Source organism: Paenibacillus sp. JMULE4 (genome assembly GCF_013337105.1).
Taxonomy (GTDB): Bacteria; Bacillota; Bacilli; order Paenibacillales; family NBRC-103111; genus Paenibacillus_G; species Paenibacillus_G naphthalenovorans.
This window is the reverse complement of sequence record NZ_SGWF01000012.1, coordinates 371,863-392,282: the sequence shown is the minus strand read 5'-3', so window position 1 is coordinate 392,282 and position 20,420 is coordinate 371,863. Positions and strand designations below refer to the sequence as shown.

The following is a 20,420-nucleotide window of genomic DNA, read 5'->3' as shown; positions in this document are numbered from 1 at the left end:
AAATAAAGATCAATACCACTGGCCCGAAGGTATTACCCGTGTGAAAAGCCAAGCCTATAACAAGCAGGCACAGCGTCATTGAGGACGAACCGACCAGCAGCAGTACTTTGCGCCCAACTTTGTCAATCAGCCACAAGGCCAGAATGGTGGAAAGAAAATTGATCAAACCGACCAGAATGGTCTGGATCAGCGAGGCATTCGTACCTGCGCCTGTTGCTTTGAAAATTTCGGGGGCATAATACATAATGGCGTTAATTCCTGTGATCTGCTGAAGAATAGCCAGCCCTACCCCTACAATCAAGGCGATCCGCAGCCCGGGATTAAACAGCTGCCGGATCGATCCGCTTTCCTGCTTGAACGATTCCTTGATATCCAATACTTCCTGTCTGGCCAAATCTTCGCCATGAATCCTCAGCAGAATCGGCAGCGCTTCTACCGGTCTTCCCTGCTTGATTAGCCATCTGGGGCTTTCAGGTACGAAGAAGAGCAGAACCAGGAACAGGAATCCGGGAATGGCGCCTACGCCGAACATCCACCGCCAAGCTGTGGAGATTTGCCAAGCTTCGTCTCCGGATCCGGCAATCCACAAATTCACGAAATACGTAAGAAAAATGCCGGTAACGATGGCCAGCTGGTTCAGTGCGACCAGACGTCCCCGGTATTTGGCGGGTGCAATTTCCGCATTATAGAGCGGACATAAGGTGGATGTAATACCGATGCCGATTCCGCCGATGATCCGGGCAACAATATAACCGGTGAAAGTTGCCGGGATAGCGGAGCCGATCGAGCCGATGATAAAAAGAATCGCTGCGAAGATCAGCACTTTTTTCCGGCCAAAGCTGTCGCTCAGCACACCGGAGGCTGCAGCTCCGACAATACAACCGATAATCAGACTGGAAACGGCCCAGCCGACCTGCAGATTGTTTAAGTGAAATTTTTGTTCCATAAAACCAATCGCACCGGATACCACAGCCGTATCGAATCCGAATAATAAACCACCCAAGGCGGCAACCATGGAAACAAGCGTTACAAACTTTATGCTCACTTGTTCATTCGGTTTGTTGATCGTCAATTCCAAGTTTCTTATCTCCCTTCCAACATTCCGTTTTTTATATATCCCTTGGTTTGACTTTGACCTTGTCTCTTGTTCAGAAACGAACTTCATTATATCATGGGGAGCTTTGGACTAAGGGAGAAATCACCTTCACTAATCTGTGGTCTTTCCGCATTTAATTTGCACGAGCCGCTTTTTTTCGTGATTTGATGAAAAACTAGCACATTCTTGTCCTGCAAACATAAAAAAATCCATGCGTAATAGACATGGACGTTAAGATGAAGCCTTATCTGGATTGGCCGCGATACTCGGTCGGCGTAACGCCGGTGATTTTTTGAAGACCCGGCTAAAATAGTTCGGGTCTTTATACCCTACCATAAAGCAGATTTCCTTAAGGCTCAAATGATCCGAAGCCATCAGCTCTTTGGCTTTAGCAATTCGCAAACCGGTGACAAAATCAATAAACGTTTCTCCAAACCGCTGTTTAAATATTTTGCTGAAATAATGGGGATTCAGATGGACGAAGTCCGCCACTTCTTCAAGGGATAGATCCTCGGTGTATTTTCCCTGTATATAGTTCTTGGCTCTTTCCAGAACGGTCAAGGTTTGCTGTTCGCGTTCTTCACGGATTCGCTGCAAAGCGGAAATGACGTAGGAGCGGTGAGGCGTTTCCATGGTTAAAGGCGACTTTTCCCGCTCGGAGATTCCATGGCCGCCTCCATGCTTCAACTCGTCAAAGTGGCATACCGTTCCGCCGTGTTCATAATAGGTAGATGCAAAAACCGCTTCAAAATAAGATTTGCGCAGTCCTTCCGCCCCGTTCCGGGCTGTTCCGATGCCGACTGAAACCGCCAAATCGAGCTGACGATCAGCCAAAGCACACAGCTTTTCTCCATACCGTTTCGTTTCCTCTTTCCATTGGTCATCCTGGATCCCGGGTGTTTTTCGCATGAAAATCGCCATATGACGGTCAATCAATGAGCTGACAATGCAGGTCGCTCCATGCGTCTTGGCGTAGCTGCGGATAATATCGTATATCTTCTTCTTGTCCAGAGTATAAACGTCCTCCGGAAAAGCGACCACGACCGCACAGCCTTGATCGAGAGGAAAGTCGAGCCAATCGGACAACTCCTCGACGCCCGTATCCAAAATTTGATCGACCATGAACATGAGCGCCAGCTCATTTTCTACCATCGGCAGCAGCTGCGATACTTTGTGCCTGAGTTCCAGTTCATCCGTTCGCTTGCGCTTCTCCAGCTCCAACTCCCCGACCAGCTGTTCGAGCGTTTTAACCACTTGTTCGCGCCGAACCGGTTTGACGAGGTATTCTTTGACGCCGAGCGAAAGCGCCTCTTTGGCATAAGCAAAATAATCATAGGCCGTGACCAGCACAAACTTCGTATCCGGAAGACGTTCCTTGATTTCCCGTATGGCCGCCAGCCCCTGGATACCGGGCATATTCACATCCATCATCACGATATGCGGACGATACTCCTCGGCCCGCTCTATAGCCATCCGGCCATTCTCGGCATGGATAACCTGGAATGTATCCGGCAGCATATGCTGAATGATCCATTCCAGTCCTTCCCGTTCCAAATCCTCGTCATCCGTGATCAATAGCCGATACATGTTTTGGGGTACCTTCCTTTCGATAGGGAATGATCATCGTCACCGTTGTTCCTTTTCCCGGCTCGCTATCAATGTCGACAAGCGCTTGCTGTCCGTAAAATAACTGCAGCCGTTTGAACACATTTCGGGTTCCGATGCCTGCAGAGTTCTTTTTATCGCTCTCCGCTTCCATCCGCAGTAATGCCTGTCTGACTTCCTCACTCATTCCGCTCCCGTTGTCAGATACCGTGATACGTATACCTTCCGGAGCACGCACAATGTGAAGACGGATGACGGCTCCTTTCTCCATGCCTCCAATCCCGTGTACGAACGCATTTTCTACAATGGGTTGAAGCGTCAGGGAGGGAATGGGCTCCTGCAGCACGGATTCGTCGATATCCATCTCGATGCGGATCCGGTCCCGAAAACGGGCCTTTTGAATCGTAATGTATTCCTTCACGTTTTCAAGCTCATCCTGAAGGGTGACCGGCTGATCGAGATTGCGCAAATTATAGCGCAGGAGATTCGACATGGAGATGATCAGATCACTTGTTTTTTCCGCACCTTCCAGCAGAGCCAGTTTGGAGAGCACGTTGAGCGAATTAAACAGAAAGTGGGGGTTTATCTGGCTTTGCAGCGCCTGCAGCTCTAATTCTTTGACCAACCGGTCTTTTTCCAGACTTTCTTTGTCTTTTTCGATCAACGTTTTCAGATCGGTCGACATTTGCTTAAAGGCATTCGATAATAATCCCAGTTCATCGCTCGAGCGAATTGGCGCAGGATCTACAGGCAGGTTTCCCTTGGACATCTGTTTGGCCATATCGACAAGGCGGCCGACAGGAACGGTAATGCTGCGGGAAATCCAGACCGCAAGCACGATGCTCAACAGCGTATTGATGACGAAGACGGCCGCGCCCAAACGGTTCATGAGCGCATTCTCATTTTGAATTTGCTTGTAGACCGGCTGATAGTAGCCGAGCTCCAAATCGACGAGACGCTGCGCCTCCTCACGGATAAAACCGGTCGTCTTCTCCGCCTCCCCGTAGTGGTCCAGCGCGGCGCGCGGCAACTGGGCTTCCGCTGCGGCGAGTGCGGCCTGCTCCTGCTCCAGAAGTGTGTCCAGCATATGCACGTAGCCCGTCAGTGTCGAAGCAGGGAGAGAGGGGCTTGTTTTTGCGAGAAAATCGGCGCGAATATGCTGCAGCTTGGTCCGCATTTGCCCCAGTTCGGCTCCGCTGCTTCCGCCGGGGTTGACCAGATAGCCGTATAGCAGCCTGAGCGTGTCCTCGGACGTCTGAGCGGATTGTTTATATAACAGGATGCGGTCCATCATTACATCGTAGCTTTGCCGCACGATTTTTCCGCTCTCAAACAAAAAGAATGTGACCGAATTGGCCAGCAGCACCAGCAATGGAATAAACACCAGCAATTTTTGTCGAATGGTCATCGGCAGCTTCCTCCGGCACCGTTACCGGCCGTATTCCGGTCGAGCACAGCGATCGCGGTATAATGCTGCCGTTGCAAATTATTTCCTTGGAAATAATCATTCAGCATCGATACGGCATGATATCCCATTTCATGAGGCTGCTGTACAATCGTCGACACAATCCTGCACTGCCGGATGCCTTCCTTTGTTTCCTCCAAATCGTCGAATGCGAAAATACTCACTCCCTGCGGACTGACACGTTCGACAGCTTCCATCATTCCCGGTCCGTCCAGCGCGCTGAAACCGACCAGATACCGGATTTGGGGATGACTCAGAAGCATTTCTTCCGTTTGTCCCGCCGCCTGGAGCCGGGAGATATTCGACGAGCGCACATCGACAATGGCAAGCTCCGGATAGCGGCTGATGACCGAGCGGAAGCCTTCGAGCCGCATCCGCTGATTGTCCGCCTCCGCTTTACCGAGCAGTACACCTATACTGCCCTGACCTCCCGCCGCTTGTACAACAAGCTCGCCCATTTTTTTACCTGCTTCCAGATTATCCGTGCCTACATAAGACAGTCTCCGACTTCCCGGTTCATCCGTATCCACGGTAATCACGGGAATTCCTTGGTTCATGGCCTTGTCAATCAGCGTCCGATAGTAAGGATCATTGATTCCCTGGATCAATACTGCGTCGGCTTTGGCGGCAATCGATTTCTCCAACAGCTTGATCTGCTCTGCCGGATTGATTCGGAACGGCCCCATATATTCGAGAGTCATTCCGTATGCCGCGGCCGCTTCCTTTGCTCCTTGCTCTACGGCCCGCCAGAACGGATTGTCCAGCTCTTGGGAGATTAACACGACATGCCGTGTGTCTATAACCACACCACCCGATTTTAAGGGCTGAACCAGCTCGCGGATGCGCAGCGCAGATAACAAAAAGCTCAAAAGCAGGCAGGCGAACAGGATAAAAAGAAGGAGAATTCCCAGATTCCATTTGCGATTCGACATTTGCAGCTCCTTTGGAACGTTCAGATATACGCTCATTATACAAAAACCTTGAAGCCAAACCAAAATGGCTTCGGCGGGACGAACCTTTTGTCTTATGAAGAATGGATTTGGAACCCATCCATGCTCAGAAGAGGCTTGGATCGTATTTTTTACTTTCTTTTTGGTAAATTAACGATAGGTTTACCCGAAAGTTACCGGGTCAGGTGAATCTGGTATAATGAAAGTATAGATTGAAGTGAAAAAGAGTGATCGGATGACCGGCTTCAGGAATAAATTAAGAAATGTAAGTTTAAGAAATAAACTTATTGCTGTTTTTTCATGCTTTATTGTGATTCCTTTTGTGATCATCGGCGGGACCTTGTCCTGGCTGTATGTGGATTCCAATCGGAGTATGATTTTGGACGCGGCAGTAGAAAATAACAAGCAAATTGTGAAAAATATGGACAGCTCTCTAAATCCATTATTACGGTTGGCGATGTATCCCGAGCATGATCCGAGCATCTTTCAAATTATGCGCAAGGATTATACCGCGTATCCTTATCCCCTGTATGAAAGGCAGAAGGATTTTGAAACGGTGGGCGGGATTATTAGAAACAGCATGCTGCTCTATACCGATTTGATTGAATCGGTTGTGATTTACCAAAGCAAAAATCATATCGTCATCGGCAGAAGCAACGACGATTACATGGATCATCATTATTTGGAGCATGAATTTTATCATGAACCGTTTGTACAAAACATTTTGCAGAACAAGGGACGATATGTTCCTGTCGGCATTCATCCCGAAAAATTGCTGTCTTTTCATGAAAAACCTGTTGTCTCGATCGGCCGGGCGATCATGGACCCTTATACGAAAGAAAATCTCGGGCTGATTCTGTTGAACATCGGGGTCGATCAACTGAAAACATTATGGAGTGACATTCAATTTACGGAGCATACCCGTTTCTACCTGATCGATGAAAATGAAAATGTAGTGTACAGCAAAAACAGCAGCGAGATAGGCAAACCTTCAGCCGATGTGCTGGGCCAGGATATGGCGGGCATCGGCGGAGAGGAACAAGAAACAAGAGAGAGCAAAGATCATTATTTAATTACTTCCACTTCCACCATCACCCCTTGGAAAGCCGTTACGCTGATTCCGAAGGATGAATTGTTTGGTTTTGTGGATATTATCGTAAGAACGATTGTTATTTCGTTGATCCTGCTGCTTGGATTGTCCATCGTTGCTTCGATTTATGTCGCTACGAGCATCACGAAGCCCCTTTCGGTTTTAAATGAGAAAATGAAGCTGGTCTCGCAGGGGAACCTGGACGTCGCCATCGACATTCAGCATGGGGAAGTAGGCAGAATCAGCATCACTATTGACCGCATGTTAAAGGAAATACGAAGGCTGATTCAGAGGATATATAAGGAAGAACAAGAAAAGCGGCAGCTTGAGCTTGTAGCGCTGCAATCGCAAATCCGGCCCCACTTTATGTACAACACCTTGAATGTTATCAAATGGATGGCCAAGATCCAGGGGGCAACCGGGATTGAAGAGGCGCTGACCGCGTTTTCCTCGGTGATTAAATTTACGGCCAAAACCGAGAGCGATTACGTCACCATCAGGGAGGAAGTCGAATTTATTCAAAACTACACGAAAATTCTGGACTTTCGTTATCTGAATAAATTTGAAGTTTTTTATGCCATCGATCCGAATGTACTTGAATACAAGACATTGAAGTTTCTTCTCCAGCCCTTGGTCGAAAATGCAATCTTTCACGGGTTCGATGAAATTCCGTATAAAGGGAAGCTGGAGATTCGAATCAATGAGGAAGCAGGCCGCATCATCATGCTCGTGACGGATAACGGAAGAGGGATGTCCAAGGCGGAGCAGCAGGAGCTTGAACAAGGAAGTGCGGCGGATCAGATGAATTCGATCGGCATCAAAAATATACGCAAAAGAATAGAGCTTCATTACGGGGAAGGCTATGGTTTATGGATCACAAGCGGGGAGAACAGCGGAACGACAGCAAAAATCGTGATTCCCGTCATTAAGAATGGAAAATCGGGTGAGTTTGAATGAGAGTCTTAATTGTGGATGATGAACCATTGGTCCGAATCGGACTTAAATCGGCCATCCGCTGGGAAGCGGGCGGAATGGAAATCGTGGGCGAAGCGGCTGACGGCGAAGAAGCCATGAAGCTGATTCTGGAACGAAAGCCGGATGCCATCATCCTGGATATCAAAATGCCGAAAAAAGACGGCCTTGAAGTGCTGGCTGAAATGAAAAAAATCGGAATTGAAGCCAAGGTGATCATCTTAAGCAGCTTTGATGACTTCACTTTGGTCAAAAAAGCCATGAAGCTGGGGGCATCGGATTATTTTCATAAGCCCGGTATGAATGAACTTGAAATCGAAAGCGCGCTGCAAAAAATAAAGGAGGAGATGGAAAGCGACCGGCATGCCGCAGATGACGTTCTAAACCACTCGCCTCATGCCAAAGACGTCATCCTTCGAGCATGGCTTCATGGGAATACAGAGGGGATCCGGCAAACGAGATTAAAGGAAGGCAACATGTATGTTCTATTGTTTAGCATCAAAAAGTATGCGCAGGTCATAAAACGATATACGAAAGATAATGCAGCTATACTGCCCAATACGATTTCGAATATTTTATCCGAGCTCCTGTCTAAAGAGAAAGAAGTGGAATTTGTACAGATCGAGGACAACTTGTTTGCCGTCTTCGTAAGCCATAGTGAAATCAAGAGCATGCAGGCCTCCTTTGCCCATGTGAACGATATCGTCTATCTGATCAGTTCTTCTCTGAAGCGGTTTGTGAATATCGATACGGTTTTTGGGGTTAGTGACATATTTCAAACTTATGAGGAGGGTAAACAAGCCGCTGCACAAGCCAAGCAGGCATTGGAACGGAAGTTTTATCATCCAAGTGACCCGCTGTTTTATTATCAAAATCGAAACGAAGAGATGGAAGCATCCCTTGAACAGGTCAATCATTATATTGTAGCCATGAAAAACGGGCTAAAGGAAGAGAAGTACGATGAATTCGCGCTTAATTTAGCGGAATGGGAGCAGTATCTGCAAAATAAAGAGTGTATGAACGAAAAGGATGTCCATAAAATTTATCAGGGCTTGCTGTTTATGATGGAGGACGGCGAGGAATATTTGGAGAATGGAAACCTATTGGAGGAAATTGAGGATTTTAATGAACTGTCATCTTACTATCACGCGCGGTTTAATGAAAAACTGGAGGCCCGGATCTCCCAAAAAAATAAAGAGTACAGCCCGCTGATCCGCAATATCATGCAGTATATCGAAACCCATTATAAAGAAAATATATCCCTGAAAAGCCTCGGTGATCATTTCCATGTCAGCGCCAATTATATAAGCAGACTATTTAAACAAGAAGTGAACAGAGGGCTGTTTGATTATATTAATGAAATCCGCATTGAGAAAGCCAAAGAGCTGTTAAAGGATTACCGGTACAAAATATATGAGGTGGCGGAGCTGGTCGGCTTCAACAGTCAGGTTCATTTTGCGATCGTCTTTCATAAATACGTGGGGATGGCTCCGAAAGAATACAGGAAAGAAAAGGTTTGATTTTATTAAAGAAAAGTAAAAAATAATAATAAAAAGCCATCCTCCTGACAATGAACTACAATTGAAAGTACATTTTGTTAAATTAATCATCATTTGATTAATTTTTTTTTGCCCCAATTTCGTTACCATCAAATTAGCATTAAGGATAAAACAATGATTTGGGGGAGTTGATATGATGAAAAGGCTTACGGGTATTATGCTGTTATCCTTCATATTGATCGCCGGTTTGGCGGCATGCGGCAGCGATGACAGCAGCAATCAAGCGGGAGATACTCCAAAGAAAACGACGATCACGATGGGATTTTGGGGAGCGGCCCAGGACCTGAAAGTATATCAGGATGCTGCGGCTTCCATCTCGGAAACCTATCCGAATATTGAGCTGAAAATTAAGCAGTATCCGAGCAGCGAGCAATTCTGGAACATCCTTCCCGGAGAAATTGCGGCCGGCGTAGCGCCGGATTTCATTAAAATCTCCAACGAAGGGGCCAATGAATATATCAGTAAAGATTTGTTCGCTTCATTGGATGAGCTGATTCCTGCCGCAGGCATCGATATGAATCGTTTCACGCCTGCTTCATTGGATATCTGGAAAAAAGACGGAAAACAATATGGCATTCCTAATATCAGTATGCCGGCCATGTTCTTTATTAACGAAGACCTGTGGAAAAAAGCAGGGCTTGGCGACTATCCGAAAACATGGGATGAAGTAGAAGCTGCCGCAAAAAAATTGAAGACCGACGATGTATATGGAATTACCATCAATCTGGACGCCTATCACATTACGAACTACGTGAAAAGCTACGGCGGCGATTGGGGCGGCGGAAAAACGATCAACTCCCCGGAAAACGTTCAAGCCTTGCAGAAGATCTTCGATATGTATAAAGAAGGCTTAGCCGTAACTCCGAAGTCGTTAGGTTACGGATGGGATGGAGAGGTCTTTGCTAACGGCAAAGCGGCCATGACTACAGGCGGTTATTGGTACAAAGGATATTTGAAAGACGCGAATCCGAATCTGAAATATGCAGCCGTGCCGGTACCGAAAGGAACGGTGGAGGGCAGCACCATGATCTCGGATGCCTATGTGGTGTTAAAAGATGCCAAAAACAAGGAAGCGGCCCTGCAAGCTGCCTACTATTTGACGAATGACAAGACGCAGACGGAATTTTTGAAGCTTGGGTTTAACCCGGCCATTCCAAGTCTTTCTGCTCAATATTTTGAAGAAAATCCGGAGTTCAAAGCGGTGGAGCCTGCTCTTGAGTACAGCACCGATTTCAATTATCCGACAGAAACCAAGAAATTCATTGACGAGCTGGTTAAACAGCTGGAGGGATCGATTCTGGGCGGAACGAATAAATCGCCAAAAGAGATCCTCGACAGCGTTCAGCAACAATTTAAATAGTCCATCCGTTCCCGTTTCCGTCCGAGAAACGGGAACACTTTTATAATCGGTTTTTTTAACCAAATTTTGAGAATTCAGGAGGGTCATGATGGCTTCCTATGAGAATAGAAGCGTAAGTATAGGGCGAAATCGCCCCCCCAAGCAGTCATGGTTTCGTACGATTGCCGATTCGGATATGGTTGTCGGCTGGCTGTTCAGCTTACCGTTCCTGGTTCTGTGGGGATGGTGGTTTTTATATCCATTCGTGCAGTCCTTCGTAAGAAGTTTTCAGGAGGTAAGCTTCACGGCTTTAGACAAAGCCAAATTTATCGGATTACAAAACTATATTCAAATTTTGAACGATCCTGAATTTTACCGGGCGGTACTTCACTCCCTGCAGATCGTTGTGATCGCCGTACCGGTTCAAACGCTGCTGGGATTGCTCATGGCGATTCTGGTGAACCAGAAAATCAAAGGAAAAGGCATTTTTAGAACGGTCTTTTTTATCCCTTATATCACCTCTCAAATTGCGATTACGACCGTGTTTATGATGCTGTTTAAAAAAGGGACCTTCGTTACCGAATTTTTCTCTCTGTTTGGCTTCGGGAATGTGACCTGGTTTGCCGATACGAACTATGCCCTTCTATTCGTCAGTATTCTGTTTATATTTCAACAATGCGGATTCAGTATGATCGTTTATTTGTCCGCGCTCCAGGAAGTTCCTAAAGATTTATATGAAGCGGGTCAAATGGACGGCGCATCCAAATGGGCTCAATTTCGTTATATTACGGTTCCTTATTTAAAGCCGATCACGTTTTTCGTCGTTTCCGTCGCTACCATTCTAGGCTTTCAAATCTACGACCAGATTGCCGCGATTTCCAGATATGGGGCGTTAGGCTCGCCTGCCGGAGCAACCAGTACGGTCGTTACTTATTTCTATCAGCATGGTATCCGTTATATGAACATCGGCTACGGAAGCGCCGCGGTTGTCTTGTTCTTCTTCATTATTATGATCATTACCTTCCTTCAGAAAAAATGGTTGGACGATAAGGGGTGACACTGGTGCAGATCAATAAAAAATTCACTTTGCTGGGCATTTATGCCGTCATTACGATCGTTGGATGCATGTTCATCCTGCCTTTCGCCTATACGTTGTACACCTCTTTCGTTCCGATGCAGTACGTGAATAAAATAACGGGAATTTCGAACTGGACGTTGGATAATTACAAATTATTTTTTACGAATGAGGCTTACAACGTGCCCAAATGGTTCTTGAATACGGTCATTATGACGGGGATCGTCATTATCGGGAATTTGATGATTAATCCGATGGCCGGCTTTGCTCTTGCGAAGCTGGATTTTGCGGGAAAAAAAATCATCTATTGGATTGTCGTGGCCACCATGATGGTTCCCTATCACATGATCCTGATACCGGTATACGTTAATATGGCGCAGATTGGCTGGTTAAACTCTTTTGCGGCATTAACGGTTCCGTTTCTGTATCAATGTCTGTACATTTTCATGATGAGACAATTTTTTATCAGCGTACCGAACGAGTTCATTGAAGCGGCAAGGCTGGATGGATTGACGAAAATGGGGGCTTTCTGGCGCATTGTGTATCCTTTGGCCAAATCCCCGCTCATTACGATGTCGATCCTGGCGTTTGCAGGGACCTGGAACAGTTACCTGATCCCAAGCACCTTGGCTAACAGCCCGGATAAATATGTGCTCGTGGTGGGGCTCAACAGCGTGAAAGATATGTTTTTTGAAAATACGCCGCTGATCATGGCGGGGGTTGTTTTATCTATGCTGCCGATTTTGATCTTCTTCTTTTTCTTCCAGAAGCAATACATGGAGGGCATATCCAGCTCCGGGGTCAAAGGATAACCAGGGACAGAATCGGATGAAGGATTTCATAATCTGGTTATCATCGTCAATAAATTCATACGGAATGAGGCTTAGTCCATGGAATACAGTGTGATTAAAGAAGGCGACTTGTTTTTTCTGACGGATAAAAATGGAGAACTCACGGAAAATAATGAAAACGGTTATGGCCTGTACACGAAAGATACCCGGTTCTTAAGCCGGATGGAACTGTTCGTCGATGGCGAGAAGCCTTCCCTGCTTTCATCATCGGCTAATCGAAGCTACTTCGCATCCATTCGGTTAATGAAGGATCGAAAGGATGAGGGAGCCATTGAAATTCATCGGGAGCGCTTTATATACGACGGGGTATTGTATGAAAGAGTGTCGTTAACGAACTTCTTTCCCCAAGCCGTCTCCTTTGATTTCTCGGCTGCCTTCGACGCCGATTTTCAGGATATGTTCATTGTCCGGAAGTACCGAACAGGGGAAGTCGGGAAGATCATCGGAAAGGTCACGGGTGAGCGGACCTTATCGATCCGTTACCAAGGCGCGGATGACATGCTAAGAGAGACCTGCATCCGTTGGGATCAGAACGAGTCGGAAGTGGATGCCGACGGTATTGTTCATTATTCCATGACATTGGAACCCAAAGAAATAAAGCGGATTTGCTTCTTCATCATTCCCGTATTGGAGCAGAAATGGCCTGTTCTTCTTTCCTTTGAAGAAGGATTGAAGCGTCTCGAAGCGTCATATGAACAATGGTACCGCGAGACGTCCCGTGTAACGACGAATGCCGATGTGTTTAACGGTTTATACCGGCGCGGGGTACAGGATTTGCGTATGTTAATGACCGACGTCGGATATGGAGAAACGCCTGTGGCCGGGCTGCCCTGGTTTGCGGTACCCTTTGGAAGAGACAGTCTCATCACCTCTTTGTTCATGCTCCCGTTAAATCCGGAGAAGGTCAAGGGAACCCTGAGAACATTGGCCGCCTACCAAGGGGATTCTGTGGATGCTTGGCGGGACGAGCAGCCCGGAAAAATCATGCACGAAATCCGCTTTGGAGAACTGGTGAATACGCATCAGTCGCCTTTCGGCCCTTATTATGGATCGGTTGATTCCACACCTTTGTTTTTAGTATTATTAGGTGAATATGTTCGTTGGACGGGGGATCTTTCGATCGTTGAGGAATTAAAACCGAACGTTGCACGCGCGCTCGATTGGATTGACCGTGGAATCGAAGCGGGCTCGGGCTTTTTAACTTATCACCAGGAAGCGGAAAAGGGATTTCCTAACCAGGGCTGGAAGGATTCGAGCAACTCGATCGTTCACGCCTCCGGAGAGTATGCGAGATCGCCGATCGCTTTGGCCGAGGTGCAGGGCTACGTCTATCAGGCCAAGAAAAGCTTGGCGCCGATTTTTGAACGGATGGGTGAAATGGCGCTTGCAGAGAAGCTGGACCAAGATGCCGAAGCGTTCCGGGCGAGGTTCGAACAGGCCTTTTGGATGGAGAATGAGAATTTCTACGCCATCGCACTCGACAAGGACCGGCGGCAAGTCCAATCCGTGACATCCAATCCGGGACATTTATTAATGACAGGTTTGCCGGCTGCCTCCCGTGCGGACCGGATCGCCAAGCGCCTGGTTGCCGATGACATGTTCAGCGGATTTGGCATTCGCACGATGAGTACGGAAGCCGCGGGCTACTATCCGATGAGCTACCACAATGGAAGCGTATGGCCGCATGATAACGGGATGATTCTGCTCGGGTTAAGCCGTTTGGGCTATAAGAAAGAAGCGGGTAAGGTCATCTCAAGCCTGCTTGCGGCATCCCGGTTCTTCGAATATCAGCGTCTGCCCGAATTGTTCTGCGGACATGGCTCGGAGCTCGGGTATCCCGTACCGTATCCAACCACTTGCTCTCCGCAAGCATGGGCGGCCGGGACCGCGATTGTTTTTATGCAGGCGTTGCTCGGATTACACCCGAACGCGCTGAAGAAGGAGATCCGTATCGATCCGTTTTTGCCGGAGATGATTGACGAGCTGCTGGCCGAGCATATTCCTATTGGCGCGGGGCATCTTTCTTTGAAGGTAACCCGAAGCCGGAGCGGTTCGGACCCGGTCAAGGTTGAGATACTGGAGAATACGTCCGGCTTTGCACTGATTCATTCATCGAAGTAAAACAAAGTGAGAGAGTGGGAGCATGAAAAAAACATGGTGGAAAGAAGCGGTCGTCTATCAGGTGTATTGGAGAAGCTTTTATGATACCGATGGAGACGGCTATGGGGATTTAGAGGGAGTCATTCAAAAGTTGGATTATATTCGCGAGCTTGGCGCCGATGTCATTTGGCTGAATCCGTGCTACGGCTCTCCTGATGTCGATAACGGTTACGATATTTCCGATTACCGGTCCATTATGCCCAAAGCAGGAACCATGGATACTTTCGACAGACTTCTCCAAGAGGTTCACGCCCGCGGCATGAAGCTCATTATGGATTTGGTCGTGAATCATACGTCCGACCGGCATCCGTGGTTTGTGGAATCGCGATCGTCCAAGGATCATCCGAAAAGAGACTATTATATCTGGCGGAAGGAGCCTAATAACTGGAGATCGTATTTTACGCCTTCGGCATGGGAATATGATGAAAAGACAGGGGAATATTATTTCCATTCTTTTGCCGTTGAACAGCCTGATTTAAACTGGGAAAACCCGAAGGTCAGGGAAGAAATTTACGACATGATGCGTTTTTGGCTGGATAAAGGAATCGACGGATTCCGGATGGATGTCATAAATCTTCTCGCCAAACAGGCTGGTTTTCCTGATGCGGAGAATCCCGACAACATTTCTTATTTGGGAAATAATCCGGGGATCCATGAATATCTCCAAGAGATGCATGAGAAGGTTTTGAAGCATTACGATATTTTTACCGTGGGGGAAATTCCGTTTGTGACTCCGGAGGACGGGGTGCTTTACGTTGGAGAAGACCGCGGCGAGCTGCATACCTTGTTCCATTTTGAAGTGTGCGATTATATGGCGCATTGGGACATGCTGCGGTTCAAGGATATTCAGAAAAGATGGTACGATGGCATGTGGGGAAAAGGCTGGAATTCGCAATTCTTAAATAACCATGACCACACCAGACTCGTTACCAGATTCGGCAACGATACGACGTATCGTGTGGAATCCGCCAAATGCTTCGCGACTCTGCTGCATACGCTGCCGGGGATGCCGTACATTTACCAAGGGGAAGAAATCGGGATGACCGGCGTCCGCTTCGATTCCATTGACGATTACAACGATATCGCGATGAAAAATAAATATAGGGAAGAAGTAGAGAAGGGAAGAGATCCCAAAGAAGTCTTTGAAAGTCTGCTTCATCTGTCAAGGGACAATTCAAGAACGCCCGTGCAGTGGGACGATTCGGAGAACGCCGGGTTTACGAGCGGTACGCCATGGATTAAGGTGAATCCCAATTATAAGGAAATTAACGTGGCTGCGGCTTTGGCCGATCCGAATTCGGTGTTTTATTACTACAAAAAGCTCATTCAGCTGAGAAAAGCTCATGAAGTGATGGTTTATGGAAGCTATGAGCCGCTGCTTGAGGATCATGAGCAAATATACGCTTACCTGCGCGAGCTCGGCGGCGAGAAATGGCTTGTCGTTCTGAATATCTCGGATCAGCCGGCCGTCTGTGAGCTTCCTGCATCCGTCATTTCATATCCAAGGGAGCTGTTGATCGCGAATTACCGGGAGCAGGCGGATCCAAGCGATGAATGGCAGCTGAGGCCCTATGAGTCCAGAGTATACCGATTGAAATCATCTTAACGCAATAACCTTTATCGGGGATCTGAACGAATCGGTTCAATCCCGATGAAGGTTGGACAATCGCCGGCTATTCCGTTATCGGAATGGCCGGCGATCTTTTTGAGCGGGGAATGATTTGCGGGGCAGGCTGTAAACGGGGAGTTCGGCTTAGTTCAACTTCATGGCCGAAGCGAATATAGGCTTTGTAAAGCGAAGTTCGTTCGTGCGTTCGAATGCATATCCGGCCTTTAAAAGGGTGCCTTCATCCAATGCCTTACCGATGAGCTGCAAGCCGACGGGAAGTCCATTGCTGAATCCGCAAGGGATCGTTAAGCTGGGCAGGCCGGTCAAGTTGCTCGGTGAAGTCAAACGAATCAAATCGTCGGTTACATCGGATTCGATTCCATTGACTATAGAAGTGTTGGCTCCGAAGCTTATACCCATCGGTCAAAGATTTTTATCAAAAGGTTGCTGCCTTACATGGGCATGAATAAAAGTGGAGAACGTGGAGAATCATCCGAGGCGCTGCAAACTTGCGGCGCTTCTTTGGGTTTTCAATGAATCTATCACGCAAAAAAACGTATTGTATTACTATTCAATTTGTATTACAATATGACTTAGTTGGTGGTGAAAACGCTTAAAAACCAAAACATTAGGGGGGTGATTGCGTGGTAAAAAATAATGCCAGCGTTTACATGGGCTTACTGATGCTGCTTTTTTCGGCCGTTATTTTTTGTCAGTCTCTTCAATTGGATTATTACACCGACACGGGTCCCGGTCCTGGGTTTTTTCCGCTTTGGTTAAGCGGAGGATTAGGCATTTTCTCTTTATCCTATATCGTAAGCTCTTTCAAGGAAAAAATTGCTTTTTCAGAAATTCTTCCGACGGGAAGCGGTTTATGGAATGTCGTCACTTTAGTGGGTTCACTTGTTTTTTTCTTTTGACCGTTGAATATTTAGGTTTTCTTCTGGCCTGTACGATCATGCTGTTTTTTATCCTGAGGAGATTATTTACATGGTATTCGGGTCTTATGATCTCCATAGCGATTTCCTTATGCTTATTTGTAGTATTTCACATATTTCTCGGGGTCCCGCTTCCGGTGAATGCCTTGGGATGGTAGGAGGATTCAATGGATTCATTGATGCAGTTATTACAAGGTTTTGAAACAGCGCTTACATGGTCGAACCTGCTGTATTGTTTACTCGGAGTTTCCATCGGGATGCTGGTCGGCGTTTTGCCTGGATTGGGCCCGACTACAGGGACGGCGATCTTATTGCCGGTCACGTTCTCCATGGAGCCGGTTTCGGCCATCATTATGCTGGCGGGCATTTATTACGGCGCAATGTATGGCGGAACGATAACCTCCGTTCTGATCAATACACCGGGGGAAGCGGCTTCGGTAATTACGTGTCTGGACGGGCATCCTCTGGCCAAACAGGGAAGAGCGGGGACTGCCTTAGGGGTTGCCGGTATCGGTTCGTTTATCGGCGGAACCGTTTCCATCATTGGGCTCGTGGTGATCGGGCCGCCTTTAGCTCAATTCGCGTTAAGATTCGGTCCTCCGGAATTTTTTGCCCTCATGCTGTTGGGGCTGATCACGGTGGTTGGACTTATGGGAAAATCCATTGTGAAGGGAATCATTTCCGCGCTTTTGGGCCTGTGTCTGGCTCTCATAGGCATGGATGTCGTTTCAGGCGCCATCCGGTTTACCTTCGACGAGCCGAATTTAATGAACGGGATCGATTTTGTCATTATATCCATGGGATTGTTCGGTCTTTCCGAAATTATGATTGGCATGGAGAATATCACCAAACTGGAAGCTCCGCCGAAAGTAAAAGGGCTGCTTCCCCGCCGTGACGAATGGAGGCGGACGCTGTCCGCGATCGGAAGAGGAACCGGGTTAGGCTTCCTGGTAGGACTTGTACCGGGCTCGAACTCCGTCATACCGGCGATCCTGTCTTATTCTCTTGAGAAAAAAATGGCAAAAGATCCGTCACGTTTCGGCAAAGGAGCCATCGAAGGGGTTGCCGGGCCGGAAACAGCGAACAATTCTTACAGCGGAGCGGCCTTAATTCCGCTGTTCACATTAGGAATCCCGAGCTCTCCTACGATTGCCGTATTGTTCGGAGCCTTTATCATGCATGGTTTAACTCCCGGCCCTACGTTATTCCAAAACAATCCCGACGTCGTATGGGGAATCATTGCCAGCATGTTCATCGGGAATCTGATTTTGCTGGTTTTAAATTTACCTTTGGCCGGCATGTGGGCCAAAATTGCCCTGATTCCCGCGAAGCTGTTATACCCGATTATTTTTGCAGTCGCCATTCTGGGCGCATTCAGTGTAAATAACAGCTTGTTTGATGTGTGGGTTATGCTGATTTTCGGAGTATTGGGTTATTTCATGAAAAAGCTCGATATCCCAATGGCGCCGATTGTTTTAACCTTTGTTCTTGGACAATTGCTGGAAAGCTCATTGCTGCAATCGATGATTTTATTTGAAGGCAGTTTTCTTGGATTTTTCTCCAGACCGATTTCACTTGTACTGCTGTCCATCTCTTTTATTATTCTTATTTTCAGCGTTTATGCAGGCATAAAGAATAAGAAGGGCATGCTGGCCAGCGACGTGGAAATGTAAAGAAATGTTTGTAATTTCATTTTATTTGTCATACAATTTTAAAATATGGCAAATAAAAAAGGAAGGTGGAATGAATTGATTAAGAAAAAACAAGAAATCGTGCTGGATTCTGTCCCTCGCAAAACATTGGCCAAAGAAGTGGCTGACAGGATCATTCAACTTCTTGCCTCCGGGCAATTAAAGCCCGGGGATAAGCTCTATCCCGAAACGGAACTGACGAAAATGCTGTCAGTCAGCAGACCTGTATTGCGTGAGGCTATGAGTTCCCTGGAATCTTTGGGGATTATTCACAGAAAAACGCGGGACGGCACGTATTTTTCTGAAAAAATCAGCAGTAAACCGTATACGAATATGCTGTCTCTGGCCGGAGATGATTTGCCATCCATTATCGAGGCCAGGATGGCATTGGAGCTTGGTATGATTGCGATGGCTGCGGAGAAAATCACAGATCAGCAGCTTGATGAGCTCAACCAAACGATTAAGGCTCTTTCTGAACATCCGGGGGACTATTCTCAAGTGGATAAAGAGTTTCATCGAATTATTGCTTTTAGCGTAAACAATTACATTCTGGAAGGCATGATCGATTCCCTTTTGATGGCTTTTGACCGGATGAGTAAAAACATCAAATTTAGAGAACGGGATGTTGCGGTTGAACATCATAAAGCCATTTATGAGGCATTGAAAAAGAGATCGCCGTCCGAAGCTTTTGCACAAATGTACCGACATTTGGACTACGTAAGGAAAAAAATTTTAAAGCAAAGAAAAGAAAGCAAGGCCTAGAAAGTTAAGCTTTCACAAGAGCAGTGGCAATAAAAAAGCACCTCCTGTTACATGGTGTCCAGTCGTGCGGGCTGACACCATGTAACAGGAGGTGAAGAAGATATAAAAAAACAATTCCAAGTGAAGTATACACAAAAAAAGCGAATACTTCAAACCTGATGGGCAGACAGGAAACATGAAAAGGGAGGCCATTCCAAATGAAAAGCAGAAACAAAACGATTCTCTCCGCATTGTCTGTAGCAGCACTCGCAGGTTCCTTATTGGCAGGGTGCGGTACAGGAGCATCCTCGACTCAGGGTACGGATCCTGCGCCGGCCGCATCCAACAACACCGCTGAAGCTCCGAAGTCCAAGTTTCCTGAAAAACCGATTCAGCTGGTTGTTCCCTATGCCGCTGGCGGAGGTACGGATATCACGGCCCGCACGCTTGCAAACGCCGTTTCTAAATATCTTCCGAACAAAGGTACCGTTGTAGTCGAAAATAAGCCGGGGGCCAGCGGCACGATCGGGTTGACCGGACTTACTCAAGCCAAGCCCGACGGCTATATGATCTCCATGGCGACGATCGGTAATTTGTCCATTCAGCCGAACTACGGTAAAACACCGTACTCCTTTGACAGCTTTGAACCGATCTTAATCGCAAACTCTGTACCTCACGTATTGGTTGTGAAAGCGGATGCGCCGTGGAAAACGATTGATGAGTGGTTTGATTATGTCAAAAATAACCCGAATGCATTTACTTATTCCACTCCGGGCGTAGGGAATACGCAGCATTTGAATTTGGAGGCCGTTGCACTCAAGGATAATCTTAAATTGAAGCATGTACCTTATGACGGTGCTGCGCCTGCCATTACGGCACTGCTTGGCGGACATGTGAAAGGCGCGGTTGTACAAGTTCATGAAGCCAAACCGCAAGTGGATTCCGGGGAACTGCGCATTCTGGCCAATATCGGAACCACCAAATCGGATGCGATTCCGGATGCACCTTTGCTTGCGGAAAGAGGTTATACCGGGTACAACGCTTGGACCGGTATTGTCGCTCCGAAGGGGACGCCTAAAGAAGTCGTGACCATTTTGCATGACGCCTTCAAAAAGGCTTTGGAAGACCCTGAAGTCATTGAGGACTTCAAAAAGATCGGAATTTCGCCGGCCTATAGCGGTCCGGAGGATTTCAAGAAGATTGCCGAAGAAACGTATAAATCCACCGGGGATGTTGCGAAGAAGATCGGCCTGATCAAGTAATCGGCATTATAGGATAC

General features: G+C 47.2%; 14 protein-coding genes and 2 pseudogenes. 11 read left to right on the top strand and 5 right to left on the bottom strand.

Annotated elements, in window-relative coordinates; all coding sequences use genetic code 11:
* From EXW96_RS11475 to EXW96_RS11460, 4 genes and pseudogenes are all read right to left on the bottom strand, one after another.
* Nucleotides 1-1,165, bottom strand: a 1,165-nt coding sequence (locus EXW96_RS11475; protein ID WP_174350590.1) for a sugar porter family MFS transporter, incomplete at its 3' end; no start/stop codon positions are given.
* 175 nt (nt 1,166-1,340) lie between these two features.
* A pseudogene (locus tag EXW96_RS11470) lies at nt 1,341-2,683 on the bottom strand (AraC family transcriptional regulator).
* The gene (locus EXW96_RS11465; protein WP_174350589.1) at nt 2,658-4,109 is read right to left on the bottom strand and encodes a sensor histidine kinase; all 1,452 of its coding nucleotides are present in this window, start codon (nt 4,107-4,109) and stop codon (nt 2,658-2,660) included. Before EXW96_RS11465 ends, EXW96_RS11470 begins: the two are co-directional and overlap by 26 nt.
* Nucleotides 4,106-5,098, bottom strand: coding sequence for a sugar-binding protein (locus EXW96_RS11460; RefSeq protein ID WP_174350588.1), 993 nt, complete (start codon nt 5,096-5,098; stop codon nt 4,106-4,108). Before EXW96_RS11460 ends, EXW96_RS11465 begins: the two co-directional genes overlap by 4 nt.
* Before the next feature lie 391 nt (nt 5,099-5,489).
* Here EXW96_RS11460 and EXW96_RS11455 point away from each other — a divergent pair, with 391 nt between their 5' ends.
* The 7 genes from EXW96_RS11455 to EXW96_RS11425 all read left to right on the top strand — a co-directional run bounded on the left by EXW96_RS11455 (nt 5,490) and on the right by EXW96_RS11425 (nt 15,768).
* Complete coding sequence (locus tag EXW96_RS11455) at nt 5,490-7,163, top strand: sensor histidine kinase (RefSeq protein WP_309225077.1); 1,674 nt, start codon at nt 5,490-5,492, stop codon at nt 7,161-7,163.
* On the top strand, nt 7,160-8,698 hold the full coding sequence (locus tag EXW96_RS11450) for a response regulator transcription factor (RefSeq protein WP_174350586.1): 1,539 nt from the start codon (nt 7,160-7,162) through the stop codon (nt 8,696-8,698). Before EXW96_RS11455 ends, EXW96_RS11450 begins: the two co-directional genes overlap by 4 nt.
* A gap of 172 nt (nt 8,699-8,870) precedes the next feature.
* Nucleotides 8,871-10,097: an ABC transporter substrate-binding protein gene (locus tag EXW96_RS11445; protein ID WP_139170810.1), complete on the top strand. Its 1,227-nt coding sequence runs from the start codon at nt 8,871-8,873 to the stop codon at nt 10,095-10,097.
* An 88-nt stretch (nt 10,098-10,185) separates the two neighbouring features.
* Nucleotides 10,186-11,133, top strand: coding sequence for a carbohydrate ABC transporter permease (locus tag EXW96_RS11440; RefSeq protein WP_062406274.1), 948 nt, complete (start codon nt 10,186-10,188; stop codon nt 11,131-11,133).
* Between the two features lie 5 nt (nt 11,134-11,138).
* Nucleotides 11,139-11,963: a carbohydrate ABC transporter permease gene (locus EXW96_RS11435; RefSeq protein WP_062406276.1), complete on the top strand. Its 825-nt coding sequence runs from the start codon at nt 11,139-11,141 to the stop codon at nt 11,961-11,963.
* A gap of 78 nt (nt 11,964-12,041) precedes the next feature.
* Complete coding sequence (locus EXW96_RS11430; protein ID WP_174350585.1) at nt 12,042-14,123, top strand: amylo-alpha-1,6-glucosidase; 2,082 nt, start codon at nt 12,042-12,044, stop codon at nt 14,121-14,123.
* Between the two features lie 22 nt (nt 14,124-14,145).
* Nucleotides 14,146-15,768 (top strand): glycoside hydrolase family 13 protein, encoded by a 1,623-nt coding sequence (locus EXW96_RS11425; RefSeq protein ID WP_174350584.1) that lies wholly within the window; start codon nt 14,146-14,148, stop codon nt 15,766-15,768.
* A gap of 147 nt (nt 15,769-15,915) precedes the next feature.
* Here the strand turns inward: EXW96_RS11425 and EXW96_RS11420 are convergent, their stop codons facing one another.
* Nucleotides 15,916-16,191 (bottom strand): amidase family protein, encoded by a 276-nt coding sequence (locus tag EXW96_RS11420; RefSeq protein ID WP_062406281.1) that lies wholly within the window; start codon nt 16,189-16,191, stop codon nt 15,916-15,918.
* Nucleotides 16,192-16,442: 251 nt separating this feature from the next.
* On the opposite strand from EXW96_RS11420, the pseudogene EXW96_RS28520 reads away from it, so the two are divergent.
* From EXW96_RS28520 to EXW96_RS11395, 4 genes and pseudogenes are all read left to right on the top strand, one after another.
* Nucleotides 16,443-16,867, top strand: a pseudogene (locus EXW96_RS28520) (tripartite tricarboxylate transporter TctB family protein).
* Nucleotides 16,868-16,876: 9 nt separating this feature from the next.
* Complete coding sequence (locus EXW96_RS11405; RefSeq protein WP_171005947.1) at nt 16,877-18,382, top strand: tripartite tricarboxylate transporter permease; 1,506 nt, start codon at nt 16,877-16,879, stop codon at nt 18,380-18,382.
* A gap of 75 nt (nt 18,383-18,457) precedes the next feature.
* Nucleotides 18,458-19,162, top strand: a complete 705-nt coding sequence (locus EXW96_RS11400; RefSeq protein ID WP_174350581.1) for a FadR/GntR family transcriptional regulator — start codon at nt 18,458-18,460, stop codon at nt 19,160-19,162.
* A gap of 197 nt (nt 19,163-19,359) precedes the next feature.
* Nucleotides 19,360-20,403, top strand: a complete 1,044-nt coding sequence (locus tag EXW96_RS11395; protein ID WP_062406289.1) for a Bug family tripartite tricarboxylate transporter substrate binding protein — start codon at nt 19,360-19,362, stop codon at nt 20,401-20,403.
* The last annotated feature ends 17 nt before the right edge of the window (nt 20,404-20,420 follow it).